The following is a 13,562-nucleotide window of genomic DNA, read 5'->3' as shown; positions in this document are numbered from 1 at the left end:
CAAGACGACGTGCACGTGAGGACGACGGTGGTCGCGGTCACCCACAATGGTGCCGACTTCTTACAGCAGCAGCTGGCATCGATCGAGCGTCAGTTCACTCTGCCGGACGAGGCCGTTGTCGTCGACGACAACTCCACTGACGACACGATTGCAATCCTTCGTGACTATCAGTCGAACAGCTCGTTCCCCGTGCAGATCCTGCGATCCTCAGCTCCCAAGGGCATGCCGGTGTACAGCAGGGTCGCGGCGAATTTCACGCAGGGAGTCGCCTCGGCGTCGGGGCGTGTCGTCCTCTTCGCGGACCAGGACGATCTCTGGTTGCCGAGCAGGGTCGACATCCAGACAGAGGTGTTCCTGAGCCGACCGAGTCTCTCTGTCGTCGCGCATGACGGCGTCGTCATCGATGCTCTCGATGCCGACACCGGCGGAACACTCCGGGGTTCGTTCCCGGTCCCGTCGAATTGGTGGCAGCTGCGCCATGAACAGCGTGTCCGGTTCGTGATGCGGCACCCGGTCGGAACGGGCGCCGCAATGGCGATCCAGCCGGCTCGGCTGGGCGCGTGGGCTGTCCCTCCCGGATGGCTGCACGACAGATGGTTGACCCTCCACGCCGTCGCCTTCGATGGGCTCGAACTGGCTCGCGGGGCCGTCATACGCTATCGAGTCCACGATTCACAGGCCGTCGGTCTTGCCGGAGCCGATCGCCACCTCTGTGCTCGCATCCGAAACGTCACGCGAAAACCGAGACAGGTTCTGGACAAGCTCGCCGATGAGAGTCGGCTGGGGCGGACATCTCCGCACCGAGGTGCCAGGAGCCTCGTGCTGCCGACATCGGCGGCGGTCATGTTGGGATTCGGATCCGCGCGAGACGACTCTGCCAGCGAGTTCCCGGAGTGAGGGAACGATGAAATCGAGAGAACCTGAGTCGATGAATCTGTCACCGGAGCGGTCGACGGTGCGCTCATGACTCCGCTGATCGCCGGAATCACAGGAGCTGTCGTTCTCCTGCTCTTCGTCCTCGCGATTCCGGCCGAGCGCGCCTTGAGTGCGTCACTCACGCTGGCGCTCTGGAGCGTCACTCTCTTCGGGATGTTCCTCGCGCCGTCCTACCTCTGGCAAGGAAGTCTGGAGTTCTCCATCTGCGTCCTTCTGATGGGGATCTATCGCGCTCGACATCAGGCGCTGGGTCATGCGAGTGTCCTGATTCTGAGCACCGTGTGGTTCGTCTTCATCGCGCTGACGAGTGTTGCGGGCGCGGAGACCTACCCTCCGGCTCGAGCCGCCCTGCTGTTCGGTGCGTCTGTGCTTGCGGTGGTCGCAGGTCTGATGCTCGATGTCACGTCGCGAGCACGGGTGCTCCGCGGGTTCGTCTGGATCGGCGTGTTCCAGACCTGCGTCTGCGTGTGGGAGATCTCGCCGGTGGGTTTTCCCATCTACGGCTACCGGAACGGTGCAGTTCCTAATCCTCTTCTCGGTGACATCGTCGATCGAGCACAAGGGACGCTCGGTCATCCGAATCCACTCGCCATGGTCCTCTGTCTCGCGCTCGTCGCCACGATAAGCGGCGAGGCTTCGATGAGGAGGAGAGTCCAGGTCGTCATCGTGCCTGTACTCGTATTCGGGATCTTCTTGACCGGGACCAGGATCGCGCTTCCCGCAGCCGTCGCCGGGGTCGTCATCTATCTCCTCCTCCAGAGGAGAATCGGGAGATTCCTCCGATCAGTGGTCCTGATAGCCGTGGCCGGCTCGGCGGTCTTCGCCCAATTCAGTGAGGCGGCTATCGAGATAGTCACAGAGCTCGGCGAGTCCGGATCCTGGCAGCAACGGCTCGGCTCGGTCAGCGCTTATCCCTCGTTGCTGAGTCGTCCCGACCCGGACTTCTGGGTGGGGTCGGGCTTCGCTAACGAAGCGGCGCTGTATGCGCACGGTTGGATCGTCTCGCCGTTCGGAGTCGCCCTGATCGACAACTGGCCGATCTATGTTCTCGGTACTCTCGGACTCTTGGGATTCGGGCTCTTCGTGACCCTGTGGGCGACCGTCGTCATCAAGGCCGACCGCGTCGGCGTCGCGTTGACCGTGGTCCTCACCGTGTTCTTCTTCAACTTCGACATCGGTCGACTGCTCTCACCGACGGTCATCATGTTCGCCTTCTTCGCGGTCGCAGTGAGACCCCCGTCGCGTCAGCTTTCCGAGCGAGCGAGTACGAGCGGTGTCTCGAAGAAGCGGGCTGTCTCGGCCGCTCCTCTGTCCGGCTCTCCAGGGCGGCGCCATTCTGCAGGCCACCCGATAGCCGGGGCGTCCGGTCGTCGTGCCGCGGACCATCAGCGCTGATCAGTGGAGAAGATGACAATCTCGATGAGGATCACTTTCGTCCTTCCGCACTTCGATCAGCGCGTGAGTGGCGGATATCGGATGGTGTTCGAGTACGCGAACAGGCTCGCTGCTCGGGGGCACGTGGTGACGATCATCATGTTCGCTCCGGGATTGCGATCGCGGGGCGGACGCCGATACGCAAGTCCGAATGCGCTTCGCGAGATCGCCAAGCGATGGTGGTACCGGGGCCGGATTCCATGGATGCGTTTGGACGAGCGAGTCGACGTCATAATTCGCTTCCGTGACGATCCGGCGCTTGCTCCAACGGGCGACGTGATCATAGCGACCGCATGGTTGACGGCGCGATATGTGCGGGACGCGCCACTCCGTTCCGGCTCGAAGGCGTACTTCATTCAGCACTACGAGATCTGGGACGGGCCTCGGGCCGATGTCGATGAGACATGGCGCTTTCCGCTCGAGAAGATCGTCATCGCCCGGTGGCTGGGGGATCTGGCTCGATCGCTCGATCCCGGATCTGTCGCCCGGTACGTCCCGAATGCGATAGATCATTCCGTTTTCCGGGTAGTGGTCCCCTCCGCGGTGCGCGCCGGTGACCACGTCGGCATGCTCTGGCACCCGAATCCCTCGAAAGGGGCCCTCGACGGACTTCGAGCTCTGAGCAGCGTGCACGCGGCCGACCCCGGAGTGCGGGTGACCCTGTTCGGGCATCCTGCGCGGCCGTCGGAGATCCCGTCGTGGATCGACTACCGCGAGCGGTTGACCGGGGAGGACCTCGTCGACTACTACAACAGCCTCGATGTGTTTCTCCACACGAGCACATCCGAGGGCTGGGGACTGACGCCAGCCGAAGCCATGGCCTGCGGGGTCGCCGTCGTGGCGACGGACAATCCAGGGGTCCTGGATTACGCCGTGGCAGGAGAAACGGCAGTGGTCGTGCCGCGGGGAGACGCCTTCCAGATGGCGCAGGGCATCATCGACCTCTTGGGCGACACGCAGCGACGACTGACCTTGGCTGCTGCGGGGCGTTCCATGATCGAGCAATTCAATTGGAGTCGCGCGACGGAGTCGTTCGAGCGGGCGTTGAGCGAGATCTGCGGTGGTTGAGGGTGGCGGTCGGGGCGATATCCATCGACGTGGTGCGAAGCTGTTCATCGACTTGGTCAAGTACGCCCTCATCCCTGCGATCGGCGTCTTGAGCCCCCTTTTCGTGATCCCTGCGATTACCCGGAACTTCGGCGCGGAGGGATGGGCGGCACTGGCCATCGCTCAAGCCATCGGCAACGGAACGGCGCTCTTCGCAGGCCTGGGATGGAGCGTGATCGGTCCTCAGCAGATTGCATCGCATACGTTCCCCGAGGCGTTAGGGATCTACCGTCTCGCCCTCACCTCGAGGCTGGCCGTCATCGGTCCGATCGGGATAATCACCGGCATGGTCTCCTGGTTCGCAGTTCAGTCCTACGAAGGGGAATCGGCGATCATCGCAGTGGGAGTCATGGGGGCGGCGCTCACGCCCCAATGGTTCTTCATCGGGCTCAACCGCCCACTGACCATTCTGTTGACCGACGGCGCCCCCCGCCTCGCTGCAGCTCTCGGGTCCGCTCTGGCCATCGACGCAGGGGCTCCACTAGTGGTGTTCCCGATCGCGACTCTGCTCTGCGTCCCGCTGACCCTCCTGCTCACAGCGTTGGCTCTCGGGCCGGGGTCGATTCCTCGAGCGGAGGACTGGTCCGGCGTCGTACGGGTCATTCGAGAGCAGGCGGTCGTCGCTTGGGGACGGTCGATCAGCATCATGTTCACCTCCGCTCCCGTCGTGGTCGTCGGGCTCGTCTCCCCGCAGGCATCGCCCTTGTTCTCTGCAGCGGATCGCCTGCTGAGGATGTCGGTGATGGTCCTGAGATCCGTCCCGTCGCGCCTCCAGAGCTGGATCGGAGCGCAGAGCGCGTCGGGTGCCTCTCCGCGGGCGCGAGTCGTGCGTGCGCTGCAGATCCAGATCGCGATGGGAATCGTCGCCGGAGTCGGCTTCACTCTGCTCGCCCCGCCTGTGAGCTCCTACGTGTTCTCCGGCGAGGTGGGTATTCCCCTCCTCACGGCGACTCTCAGTGGTGTGCTGGTCGCGATGATCTGCGTCGGGGCCGGATTGGGTCTCGGCTTGGTGGCGTTTCAGCGCGCCAACGCCATCACTGCGGCCATCATCGTGGGTGCTGTGGTGGCGCTGGTGGCTGTTCCGCTCGGATCGATGATCGCTGCGGCCGACGGCGGCCTGCTGGGCGTGATCGCCGCGGAGACCTCCTGCGAGATCGTCCAAGCAGTCGTCCTCTACCGGGTGATGCGAGAACCGCGACGGCGTTGAGAGCCGGTCCCGACGACGCGCCTCGACTTCTGCTGAACGAGGGACCCGCTCGGGCAGAGCTCGTCTCGGTGGTGTGGTTCTCGTGGTTTTCGCGTCGATGGAACCCGAGTGGCCTCGGTCAGTCGGGCGTCAACGTGACACGTGCAGGTCCAAGTTCGCCAGACCTGCTCGGACGTAGGCGTCGAGCTCGGTCCGGGCGGTGAACAGGTGGAGCCGGCCTGCCTCCAGCTCATCGACGAGTCGATCCAGCGCGCGTGCAAGCTGCTCTGGTCGTTCCGGATCGACGCTGATGAGTTGGCCGTCGACGAGAGGGACCAGCTCGGCGAGAGCCGGGGAGTCCCGGTTGATCACAGTTCGACCGGAGGCCAGGCCCTGCCAGAGCTTGTTGGCAAGGACGCTCGCGGCCTTGGGCGAGGTCCCGAAGACTCCGAGGACGACGTGGGCTCGAGTGATGTGCGCGCCGAGTTCCTCGACCGTCACCGCGTCGGAGAACTCGACGGTCATGTCGCCCGCTCGATCCCGAAGACCCGATTCGAGTTCTCCGCGGAGAGAGCCGTTGCCGATGAAGGTCATGCGGATCTTCTTCGATCGACTCGATGAGGGCAGCGCTGCGGCGACGTAGTCGAGACCATGGAGGGGGATGTAGTTCCCGTAGTAGAGGACTTCCAGAACGGGACCCTCGGGCAGCGGTTCCGTCGGAACCCAGTCCGGAGCTCCAACGGGTACGACTACGACCTGGCGCGCTCCTCGAGTCCGGATCTGCTCGCCGCGGACACCCGTATCGATCATGCAGAGATCGGAGAGGCGGTACGCGATCGAATCGAAGGAGCGGTACGCCCGTGCGCGCATCGATCCTTCCTGGACCTCGCCCCAGTCCTCGACGTTCGATTCGTGCATGCCGACGAAGGCGTCGACCCAGTAGCGAGCGCGGTGGCGGAGGGCGACGACCTTGCCGACGAGCGCGTACTGAAGCGCGAGCTCTGAGAGTACGACGAGGTCGAAGGGCCCCTGCTCGCGCAGACCTTCCGTCATGATTCTCGCCGACGCGCGGAGGAAAGGCTCCTTGGGGCCGCGGCGCTGAACAACGACTTCATGACCCTGCGCGACGAGATGATCGCGGATGAGCGCGTTGCGCGGGTAGGACGCATCGTGCACACAGAGATAGAGGATCCGGGCCATCACGAGGTCCGCAGGGGCAGTCGGTCTGCGATGCATTCTGCTCTTCGCCTCCACGAATGGGTGCGTGCGAAGTCGAGACGCTGATCATCGGTCGCGCGCTCCGGCAGCCAGGATCGGAGCCTGCTCTCGAGGTCGTCTCCTCGCTCGACGAGGAGGTTCGACGACGCAGGAATGCTCGCTGGCCACACTTCGCGCCTCGAGATGACGGGCATCCCGATGGCTCCGAACATGTACGCCTTCATGGGGTCCTGACTCATCGTGTACGGCGAGACCCTGCTCGGGATCAGGGCGACCGTTCTCGGTCCAGCGAGCAGCGCGAGAGCCGCCGGGTCGAGCCGTTCGTGCACGACCACGCGATTGGGAAAGGCCGATCGAACGGATTCGATGATGATGCGGAGGCGCGAGTCGTTCCCAGGCCCACCGATGTGGACCGAACGGAATCGGCGAGATGTCATCAGACGCTCCATCAGGTCGAAGTCGGTTCGACCTTCGAAGAAGTGCCCGAGGATCACCAAGCGAGCAGCGTCGTCGTCCGTGCGTGGGAGGACTGCCAGCTCGGGTTCCACACCGTTCGCGATGACGACAGCCCTCCTCGATCCGACTCTCTCGGCGAGGTGCGTCGTGTTCGTCGTCAGCAGCGCCCCTGGGTGTGATCCTCCTCGGAGGCGCTCGTAGGCGTGCGCAGCGTATCTCCGGTAGAGAGCGTTGATGTCTGGAGCGAGCGACCAGTCGTCGTACAGATCGATCCACACAAGGTCGGCACGAGCTCCCAGAGCGAAGAGCGGAGAGAGCGCGGCGACTCGGCTCCTGTGCTTCAGCGCAGATGAAGGCCAGAGCCGTGGGGCACGCTCGGATCCCGCTCTTGACGCTGTTCCTCCATGGAAGACGGTGGCGGCGTCCGGCGAGACCGCGCCGAGCTCGATGAGCTCGCTGATGAGTCTGTCGGGCCGCGTGAGCGCGGTCGAGCCCGGTTGCACGGCCCAGGCGATCGTGTCGACCGCCGTCACGATGGCATGACCATGTCGGAGTCGGCGACGAGGGGTGCGTCGGTGATGGTGTCCTCGATGAGGGGGATGCGGTCGGCGACGGAGGACAGGGAGTCGCGATGACCGGCGTAGGTGAGCTTGTCGAGAACCGTGATCTGCTCGTCGGGCAGCTCGCGGAGCGTGAGATGAACGGAGCTGCTGCCGATGGATCGTGCGCCGCCGGCGACGAGGATCCGCACGAGCGCTCCGGCTGATTCGGAATTCGCCGCAACGGCGTGAAGGGAGAGCGTGGAGACGCGATCCTGCTTCACCGGCTGGATGCCCGTGAGTCGAGTTCGAGCTGCCGGTCGAGGTAGGCGCCGTAGCCGCTCTTGACCAGCGGTGCGGCGAGGGCGGCGAGCTGCTGGTCGTCGATCCAGCCGTTGCGCCAGGCGATCTCCTCGATGCAGCCGATCTTGAACCCCTGACGCTGCTCGATGACCCGCACGAACTCCGTCGCCTCGATCATCGAGTCGAACGTGCCCGTGTCCAGCCACGCCGTGCCCCGGTCCAGGACCTGCACGTTCAAGGTGCCCGCCTCCAGGTACCGCTCGTTCACGGTCGAGATCTCCAGCTCGCCCCGCGCCGAGGGCTCGATCGTCTTCGCGATCGACACGACGTCGTTGTCGTAGAAGTACAGACCCGGAACCGCGTAGTTGCTCTTGGGAGCGACCGGCTTCTCCTCGATCGACAGCGCACGGAAGTCCGCATCGAACTCCACCACCCCGTACGCGCGCGGATCCGCGACCTGGTACGCGAAGATCACCGCACCCTCCACGTCCGTGTTCGCCGCCAGCGCCGTGCCCAGCGCCGTCCCGTGGAAGATGTTGTCCCCCAGCACCAGAGCGACCGAATCGTCGCCGATGAACTCCTCACCGATCAGGAACGCCTGCGCGAGCCCGTCCGGCGACTCCTGCACCGCGTACGAGATCGACATCCCCAACGAGGACCCGTCGCCCAGCAGCGCCCGGAACTGCTCGTTGTACTCCGGAGTCGTGATCACCAGGACCTCATCGATCCCCGCCATCATCAACGTCGACAACGGGTAGTACACCATCGGCTTGTCGTAGATCGGCATCAACTGCTTCGAGATGCCCTTCGTGATCGGCCACAACCGCGACCCCGAACCACCCGCCAGAATGATCCCCTTCACGACACAGCCCTGGTCGCGACGGGGCGGGAGCGGTCGAGTCGACACGGACAGGCGGTGGGTGGAACGTGAGTCATGGTCACAATGCCGCGACCATAGTCCCCCTGCGAGGCGGGGGGACGCTCCGGGGCGCGAAGAGGCCGGCTTCGTGGCACTCGGGTCGCTCTCCCCGAGGGACAGGAAGCGGCACCGGTCACGCGGGGAGTGGGCCCGGTATCATGACTCCGTTATGGCTCGCATCTACGACTGCTCCGTCGACACCGACCTCCTCACCGGCACCCGTCTCGCTCGGACGGCGATCGGGCGCGGCGAGCTCGTCGTGATCCCCACCGACACCGTCTACGGCGTGGCGGCGAACGCGTTCGACGCGGCCGCCGTGCAGCGCCTGCTCGACGCGAAGGGCCGGACCAGGCAGTCGCCGCCTCCCGTGCTCATCGGCGATCTCGCGGCGCTCGACGCCCTCGCCGAGAACGTCCCCGACCCGGTCCGGGAGCTCGCCAAGGCCTTCTGGCCGGGCGGCCTCACGATCGTGCTGCACGCTCAGCCGTCGCTCGTCTGGGATCTGGGGGAGACCCGCGGCACCGTCGCCCTGCGCATGCCCGACAACCCCGTCACGATCGAGCTCCTCGCCGAGACCGGTCCGCTCGCCGTCTCCTCGGCGAACAAGACCGGGCAGGCCTCTGCGACGACCGCGCAGGAGGCGTTCGACCAGCTCGGCGACGCGGTGGACGTCTACCTCGACGCCGGTGCGGCGGGCACGAGCTACGCGGACCGCCCGAGCGGAGCGAGCGAGTCCTCCACCATCGTCGACGCGACGGCGCTCAGCTTCGACGGCGGCACGCTGCGGATCCTCCGCCAGGGAGTCGTCTCGGCCGAGCGGATCCGCGAGGTCATCGGCGACCTGCTCCCCGACCCCGACGCCGCACCGGAGTCCTACGACGCCTCGACCGACACGTCGCTCGGGTCCGAGGAGCCGGACGAGCCTGCCGAGCAGCCCGCGCCGAGCGCGCGCCCCGACTGGGCGGCCGGTGCGCGCCTGCACGACGAGCCGGCGGCGAGCGCGACCGCGCGCACCGACTCCGCTCCGGGTGAGTAGCCGATGATCACCTTCGCCCTCGTCTCGCTCGCCGTCGCGATCGTGACCGGCGCCCTCTCCTTCGTGATCTGGAAGCTGAGCCTGAAGTACCGGCTCTACCCGAAGATCCGGGTCAGGGACATGCACACGCGGCCGACCCCGCGTCTGGGCGGCATCGCGATGTTCCTCGGGATCGTGGTCGGGTTCGCCATCGCCTCCCAGCTGCCGTACTTCCGGCTGGTGTTCTCGAATCCGGAGCCGATCCTCGCGATCCTCGGTGCGAGCCTCCTGATCGTGCTGATCGGCGTCGCCGACGACATCTGGGACCTCGACTGGACGACGAAGCTGGCGGGGCAGCTGATCGCGGCGGGCCTGATCGCCTGGAAGGGCGTGCAGATCGTCTCGCTGCCGATCGGCGGGCTGACGGTCGGATCGCCGTGGATGTCGCTCATCATCACGGTGCTGGCGATCGTTCTGGTGACCAACGCCCTGAACTTCATCGACGGACTGGACGGACTGGTCGCCGGCGTCGCGCTCATCGCGAACGGCGTCTTCTTCCTCTACAGCTACCTGCTCGTGCAGCAGACCTCGCCGACGGACTACTTCAACCTCGCATCGCTGATCGCCGTCGTGCTGGTCGGCGCCTGCGCCGGCTTCCTACCGATCAACTGGCGGCCCGCGAAGATGTTCATGGGCGACGGGGGAGCGCTGCTCGTCGGCATGCTGATGGCGACCTCGGCCATCGCCGTGACGGGGCAGATCGATCCCGCCCAGCTGGCGGCGAAGGAGCTGCTCCCCGCGTTCATCCCGATCATCCTGCCGTTCGCGATCCTGGTCGTCCCGCTGATGGACTTCGGTCTCGCGGTGGTCAGGAGGCTGCGCGCCGGCAAGTCGCCGTTCAGCGCCGACCGCAAGCACCTCCACCACCGTCTGCTCGACATGGGCCACTCGCACCTGCACGCCGTGCTCATCTTCTACGCGTGGACGGCCGTCATCGCCTTCAGCTGCCTGCTGATGTTCGTCGTCGACGTCCTCTGGGTCCCGCTCGTGTTCCTGGCGATCGGCCTGCTGGTGTGCACCGTCGTGACGCTCGCACCGCTCAGCCGCCGCAAGCGCCTCGAGGCGGCAGCCCAGCTCGCCGAGGCCTCACCCGTGCTCGACCCCCTCGACCGCGCCTCCGCACCGGAGTCCGGTCGTCCGTCCGCCGAGCGTCCGCTCGGACGTGACACGACAGCGCCGTCCGCGGCGCGGAAAGAAGCATCATGACCGGAGAGAACCCGGCCGTCACCCGACAGCAGCCCGCCTCGGTGCCCGTCCTGCGCAGGACCCTCGTGATCGGAGGCGTGTTCGTCCTGGCGCTCGCGGTCGTGGGCGCCGCTGTCGGCGCACTCGCCGCGGGAGCGGAGGGGGCGATCGGCGCGCTCCTCGGCGCGATCGTCGGCGGCGTGATGGTCGCGCTCACCGCGGCGAGCATCCTGGTCGCGAACCGCCTCGACATCGGCGGGTTCTTCGCCGTCGTGCTCGGGACCTGGCTGGCGAAGTTCGTGCTCTTCATCATCGCCGCCCTCGTGCTGCGCGATCAGCCCTGGCTGAACAGCACCGCGATGTTCGTCACGATCATCGTCGCGGTCCTCGGATCGCTCGTGATCGACGTGCTCGTGGTCTCGCGCTCGCGTCTCGCGAACGTCAGCGACATCGCTCGATGAGTGCTGGCCGAGTGCTTTCTGAGAGCCTCGCGATTCGGCTCTCAGGCCGTTCTGTTGCTACAGTAGGGATGAATCCGCAGGCGAACGTGTCCTCAGGTCGTCTCATCGTTGATGTCGGCCGTCGAGTACGATCGCCGCTTGAGCGGAAGACCCCACCTTTCGTCGTCGCGAGAGCGTTGCGTCCGAATGATTCGATTCGGTCGGCTGCAACGTGCCACGCCCCGAATTCCAGGAGCTAGCGCTGTTTGCTAACGCTGTGACCCTGTTGGTCTCGTCCTCGACCGGTGAGAGTGACTTCCACACCCCGTCGATCTCCGAGTTCTTCCCGCCCGGCTTCCTCTTCGAGGGAACCCCATTCGAGATCAACCGCGTCATGCTGGTCCGCTTCATCGCGGTCATCGCACTGATGCTGTTCTTCTACTTCGGCACCCGCCGGATGCGCATCGTCCCCGGTCGCTTCCAGAGCATCGTCGAGATGGCCTTCGACTTCGTGCGCGTCACGATCGCCAAGGACATCCTCGGCGAGAAGGACGCGCGCCGCTTCCTGCCGATCCTGGTCACGATCTTCTTCGCGATCCTGTCGATGAACCTGACCGGCATCGTGCCGTTCCTGAACATCGCCGGAACCTCCGTGGTCGGCATGCCGCTGTTCCTCGGCCTGGTCGCGTACGTCACGTTCATCTACGCCGGCATCAAGGACCGCGGGATGGGCTTCTTCAAGAACGCCCTGTTCCCGCCCGGTGCGCCGTTCCTCATCTACTTCATCCTCACGCCGATCGAGCTGCTGCAGACGTTCATCATCCGTCCGCTCTCGCTCGCGCTGCGGCTCGTGATGAACATGATCGTCGGCCACCTCCTCCTGGTGCTGTGCTTCTCGGCCACGCAGTTCTTCCTCTTCAGCTCCCAGGTCGACCCGGGCTTCAAGCTCTTCGGCATCCTGACCTTCGGCTTCGGAGGCGCGTTCACGCTCTTCGAGCTCCTGGTCGCCGTCCTGCAGGCCTACATCTTCACGCTCCTCACCGCGGTCTACATCCAGTTGGCCGTCGCCGAGGAGCACTGACCCCTCAACTCACGGGCTCCCGCCCGTTCTCACGATCCCCCCACTGAAAGGACCCACTCGTGGACTCAGTCACCGTTCTCGCCGAACTCACCGGCAACATCGCGACGGTCGGTTACGGCCTCGCAGCGATCGGCCCCGGCATCGGTGTCGGCATCGTCGCGGGCAAGACCGTCGAGGCCATGGCGCGCCAGCCCGAGATGGCCGGCCGCCTCCAGACCACGATGTTCCTGGGCATCGCGTTCACCGAGGTGCTCGCGCTCATCGGCCTCGCCACCTACTTCATCTTCGCGGCGTAGTCGTGATCAGCACCGCTGTGAACATCGCTGCGGGAGAAGGTGACGTTCCCGAGATCATCCTGATCCCGGAGTTCTACGACTTCTTCTGGTCGGGGGTGATCTTCCTCATCCTCCTGTTCTTCTTCTGGAAGCTGGTGCTGCCGCGCCTCCAGAAGCTCCTCGACGACCGCTCCGCGGCCATCGAGGGGAACATCGCGAAGGCGGACGAGGCTCAGCGTCAGGCTGAGGCCGCCCTCGAGAAGTACACCGCTCAGCTGGCCGAGGCTCGCGCCGAGGCCGGAGTGATCCGCGAGAAGGCGAACGCCGACGGCAACGCGATCGTGGCGGCGAAGAAGGAGCAGGCGCAGGTCGAGGCCGAGCGCATCCTCCACAACGCGCACGCCCAGATCGAGGCCGACCGCCAGGCGGCGGTCGTCGCTCTGCGCTCCGAAGTCGGAACCCTCGCCATCGACCTCGCCTCCGGCGTGATCGGCGAGAGCCTCAACGACGACGCGAAGGCGTCCGCGATCGTGGACCGCTTCCTCGCCGACCTCGAGGCCTCGGAGAAGGCGAACAACTGATGGGCAGCGCGTCAAGGCAGGCACTCGCATCGGCGAAGGCGGAGCTCTCCGCCCTCGGCGGTCAGGCGTCCCTCGACACGGCCCAGCAGCTCTTCGAAGCGGCTCGGGTCATCGACGGGCAGGCGCAGCTGCGCTCCGCCCTGGCCGACCCGAGCGCCGAAGCCGACCTCAAGCGTGCGCTCGTCGCCCGCGTGTTCGGTCCGTTCGGCGAGCCGGCGAAGCGCCTGCTCACCGTGGTCGTCGGTCACCGCTGGTCGAGCCCGAGCGATCTCGTCGCCGGGATCGAGGAGGTCGGGGTCCGTGCGATCGCCGCCTCCGCTCCCGAGTGCGTCTCGCTCGAGACCGAGCTGCAGGCCTTCGGCGCGGTCGTCGCGTCCGATGCCCAGCTCGAGCTCGCGCTCGGCAGCAAGCTCGCCGCGGCCGACTCGAAGGTGGCGCTCGTGCAGCGCCTCCTCGAGGGCAAGGCCTCGGCCGAGACCCTCGCGATCCTCCGCCAGCTGATCGCGCACCCGCGCGGTCGCCGGATCCCCGAGCTCGTCCGCTTCGCCGCGGGCGTCGTGGCCGACCAGGGCGGTTTCACCATCGCCACGGTCTCGGTCGCCGCACCGCTCGCCCCCGGGCAGCTCGACCGGCTGCGCTCGGCGCTGTCGCGTCAGTACAGCCGCCCGGTCTCCGTCAACGTGCTGATCGACCCCTCCCTCCTGGGCGGGATGCGTCTGCACGTCGGCGACGAGGTCATCGACGGGACCGTGTCCGCGCGGCTCTCCGACCTGAAGCTCCAGCTCGCGTCCTGACGGGCGCACGTATCCTCAGGGAGCGGCTCGCGC

15 protein-coding genes are annotated in these 13,562 nt (G+C 66.1%); 11 read left to right on the top strand and 4 right to left on the bottom strand.

Annotation, left to right across the window (positions count from 1 at the left end; translation table 11 throughout):
• Positions 1-27 precede the first annotated feature (27 nt).
• From GSU68_RS11290 to GSU68_RS11275, 4 genes are all read left to right on the top strand, one after another.
• Entirely contained in the window at positions 28-897 is an 870-nt protein-coding gene (locus GSU68_RS11290; RefSeq protein ID WP_208544557.1) for a glycosyltransferase, read from the top strand.
• A gap of 66 nt (positions 898-963) precedes the next feature.
• On the top strand, positions 964-2,331 hold the full coding sequence (locus tag GSU68_RS11285; RefSeq protein WP_159908358.1) for a hypothetical protein: 1,368 nt from the start codon (positions 964-966) through the stop codon (positions 2,329-2,331).
• Positions 2,332-2,343: 12 nt separating this feature from the next.
• The gene (locus GSU68_RS11280; RefSeq protein ID WP_208544556.1) at positions 2,344-3,438 is read left to right on the top strand and encodes a glycosyltransferase family 4 protein; all 1,095 of its coding nucleotides are present in this window, start codon (positions 2,344-2,346) and stop codon (positions 3,436-3,438) included.
• The gene (locus tag GSU68_RS11275; RefSeq protein WP_159908354.1) at positions 3,431-4,684 is read left to right on the top strand and encodes a hypothetical protein; all 1,254 of its coding nucleotides are present in this window, start codon (positions 3,431-3,433) and stop codon (positions 4,682-4,684) included. The genes GSU68_RS11280 and GSU68_RS11275 overlap by 8 nt, the downstream gene beginning before the upstream one ends.
• A gap of 129 nt (positions 4,685-4,813) precedes the next feature.
• On the opposite strand, the gene GSU68_RS11270 is transcribed toward GSU68_RS11275, so the two are convergent.
• From GSU68_RS11270 to rfbA, 4 genes are all read right to left on the bottom strand, one after another.
• Positions 4,814-5,863: a glycosyltransferase gene (locus tag GSU68_RS11270; protein WP_159908352.1), complete on the bottom strand. Its 1,050-nt coding sequence runs from the start codon at positions 5,861-5,863 to the stop codon at positions 4,814-4,816.
• Positions 5,863-6,870, bottom strand: a complete 1,008-nt coding sequence (locus GSU68_RS11265; RefSeq protein WP_159908350.1) for a hypothetical protein — start codon at positions 6,868-6,870, stop codon at positions 5,863-5,865. The genes GSU68_RS11270 and GSU68_RS11265 overlap by 1 nt, the downstream gene beginning before the upstream one ends.
• Positions 6,867-7,088, bottom strand: coding sequence for a hypothetical protein (locus GSU68_RS11260; protein WP_159908348.1), 222 nt, complete (start codon positions 7,086-7,088; stop codon positions 6,867-6,869). Before GSU68_RS11260 ends, GSU68_RS11265 begins: the two co-directional genes overlap by 4 nt.
• A gap of 68 nt (positions 7,089-7,156) precedes the next feature.
• Positions 7,157-8,041, bottom strand: coding sequence for a glucose-1-phosphate thymidylyltransferase RfbA (gene rfbA, locus GSU68_RS11255; protein WP_159910257.1), 885 nt, complete (start codon positions 8,039-8,041; stop codon positions 7,157-7,159).
• 226 nt (positions 8,042-8,267) lie between these two features.
• Here rfbA and GSU68_RS11250 point away from each other — a divergent pair, with 226 nt between their 5' ends.
• The 7 genes from GSU68_RS11250 (at position 8,268) to GSU68_RS11220 (ending at position 13,529) form a co-directional block, all read left to right on the top strand.
• Positions 8,268-9,134, top strand: coding sequence for an L-threonylcarbamoyladenylate synthase (locus GSU68_RS11250; RefSeq protein ID WP_159908346.1), 867 nt, complete (start codon positions 8,268-8,270; stop codon positions 9,132-9,134).
• Between the two features lie 3 nt (positions 9,135-9,137).
• The gene (locus GSU68_RS11245; protein ID WP_159908344.1) at positions 9,138-10,379 is read left to right on the top strand and encodes an MraY family glycosyltransferase; all 1,242 of its coding nucleotides are present in this window, start codon (positions 9,138-9,140) and stop codon (positions 10,377-10,379) included.
• Positions 10,376-10,819 (top strand): hypothetical protein, encoded by a 444-nt coding sequence (locus tag GSU68_RS11240; RefSeq protein WP_159908342.1) that lies wholly within the window; start codon positions 10,376-10,378, stop codon positions 10,817-10,819. The genes GSU68_RS11245 and GSU68_RS11240 overlap by 4 nt, the downstream gene beginning before the upstream one ends.
• A 256-nt stretch (positions 10,820-11,075) precedes the next feature.
• Complete coding sequence (gene atpB, locus GSU68_RS11235) at positions 11,076-11,879, top strand: F0F1 ATP synthase subunit A (protein ID WP_159908340.1); 804 nt, start codon at positions 11,076-11,078, stop codon at positions 11,877-11,879.
• Positions 11,880-11,938: 59 nt separating this feature from the next.
• Entirely contained in the window at positions 11,939-12,175 is a 237-nt protein-coding gene (locus GSU68_RS11230; RefSeq protein ID WP_055794702.1) for an ATP synthase F0 subunit C, read from the top strand.
• Between the two features lie 2 nt (positions 12,176-12,177).
• Positions 12,178-12,735, top strand: a complete 558-nt coding sequence (locus GSU68_RS11225; RefSeq protein ID WP_159908338.1) for a F0F1 ATP synthase subunit B — start codon at positions 12,178-12,180, stop codon at positions 12,733-12,735.
• Positions 12,735-13,529: a F0F1 ATP synthase subunit delta gene (locus tag GSU68_RS11220; RefSeq protein ID WP_159908336.1), complete on the top strand. Its 795-nt coding sequence runs from the start codon at positions 12,735-12,737 to the stop codon at positions 13,527-13,529. The genes GSU68_RS11225 and GSU68_RS11220 overlap by 1 nt, the downstream gene beginning before the upstream one ends.
• The last annotated feature ends 33 nt before the right edge of the window (positions 13,530-13,562 follow it).

The sequence above is a fragment of the Rathayibacter sp. VKM Ac-2759 genome, from assembly GCF_009834225.1.
Classification (GTDB): Bacteria; Actinomycetota; Actinomycetes; order Actinomycetales; family Microbacteriaceae; genus Rathayibacter.
This window is presented reverse-complemented; position numbering and strand designations above follow the sequence as displayed.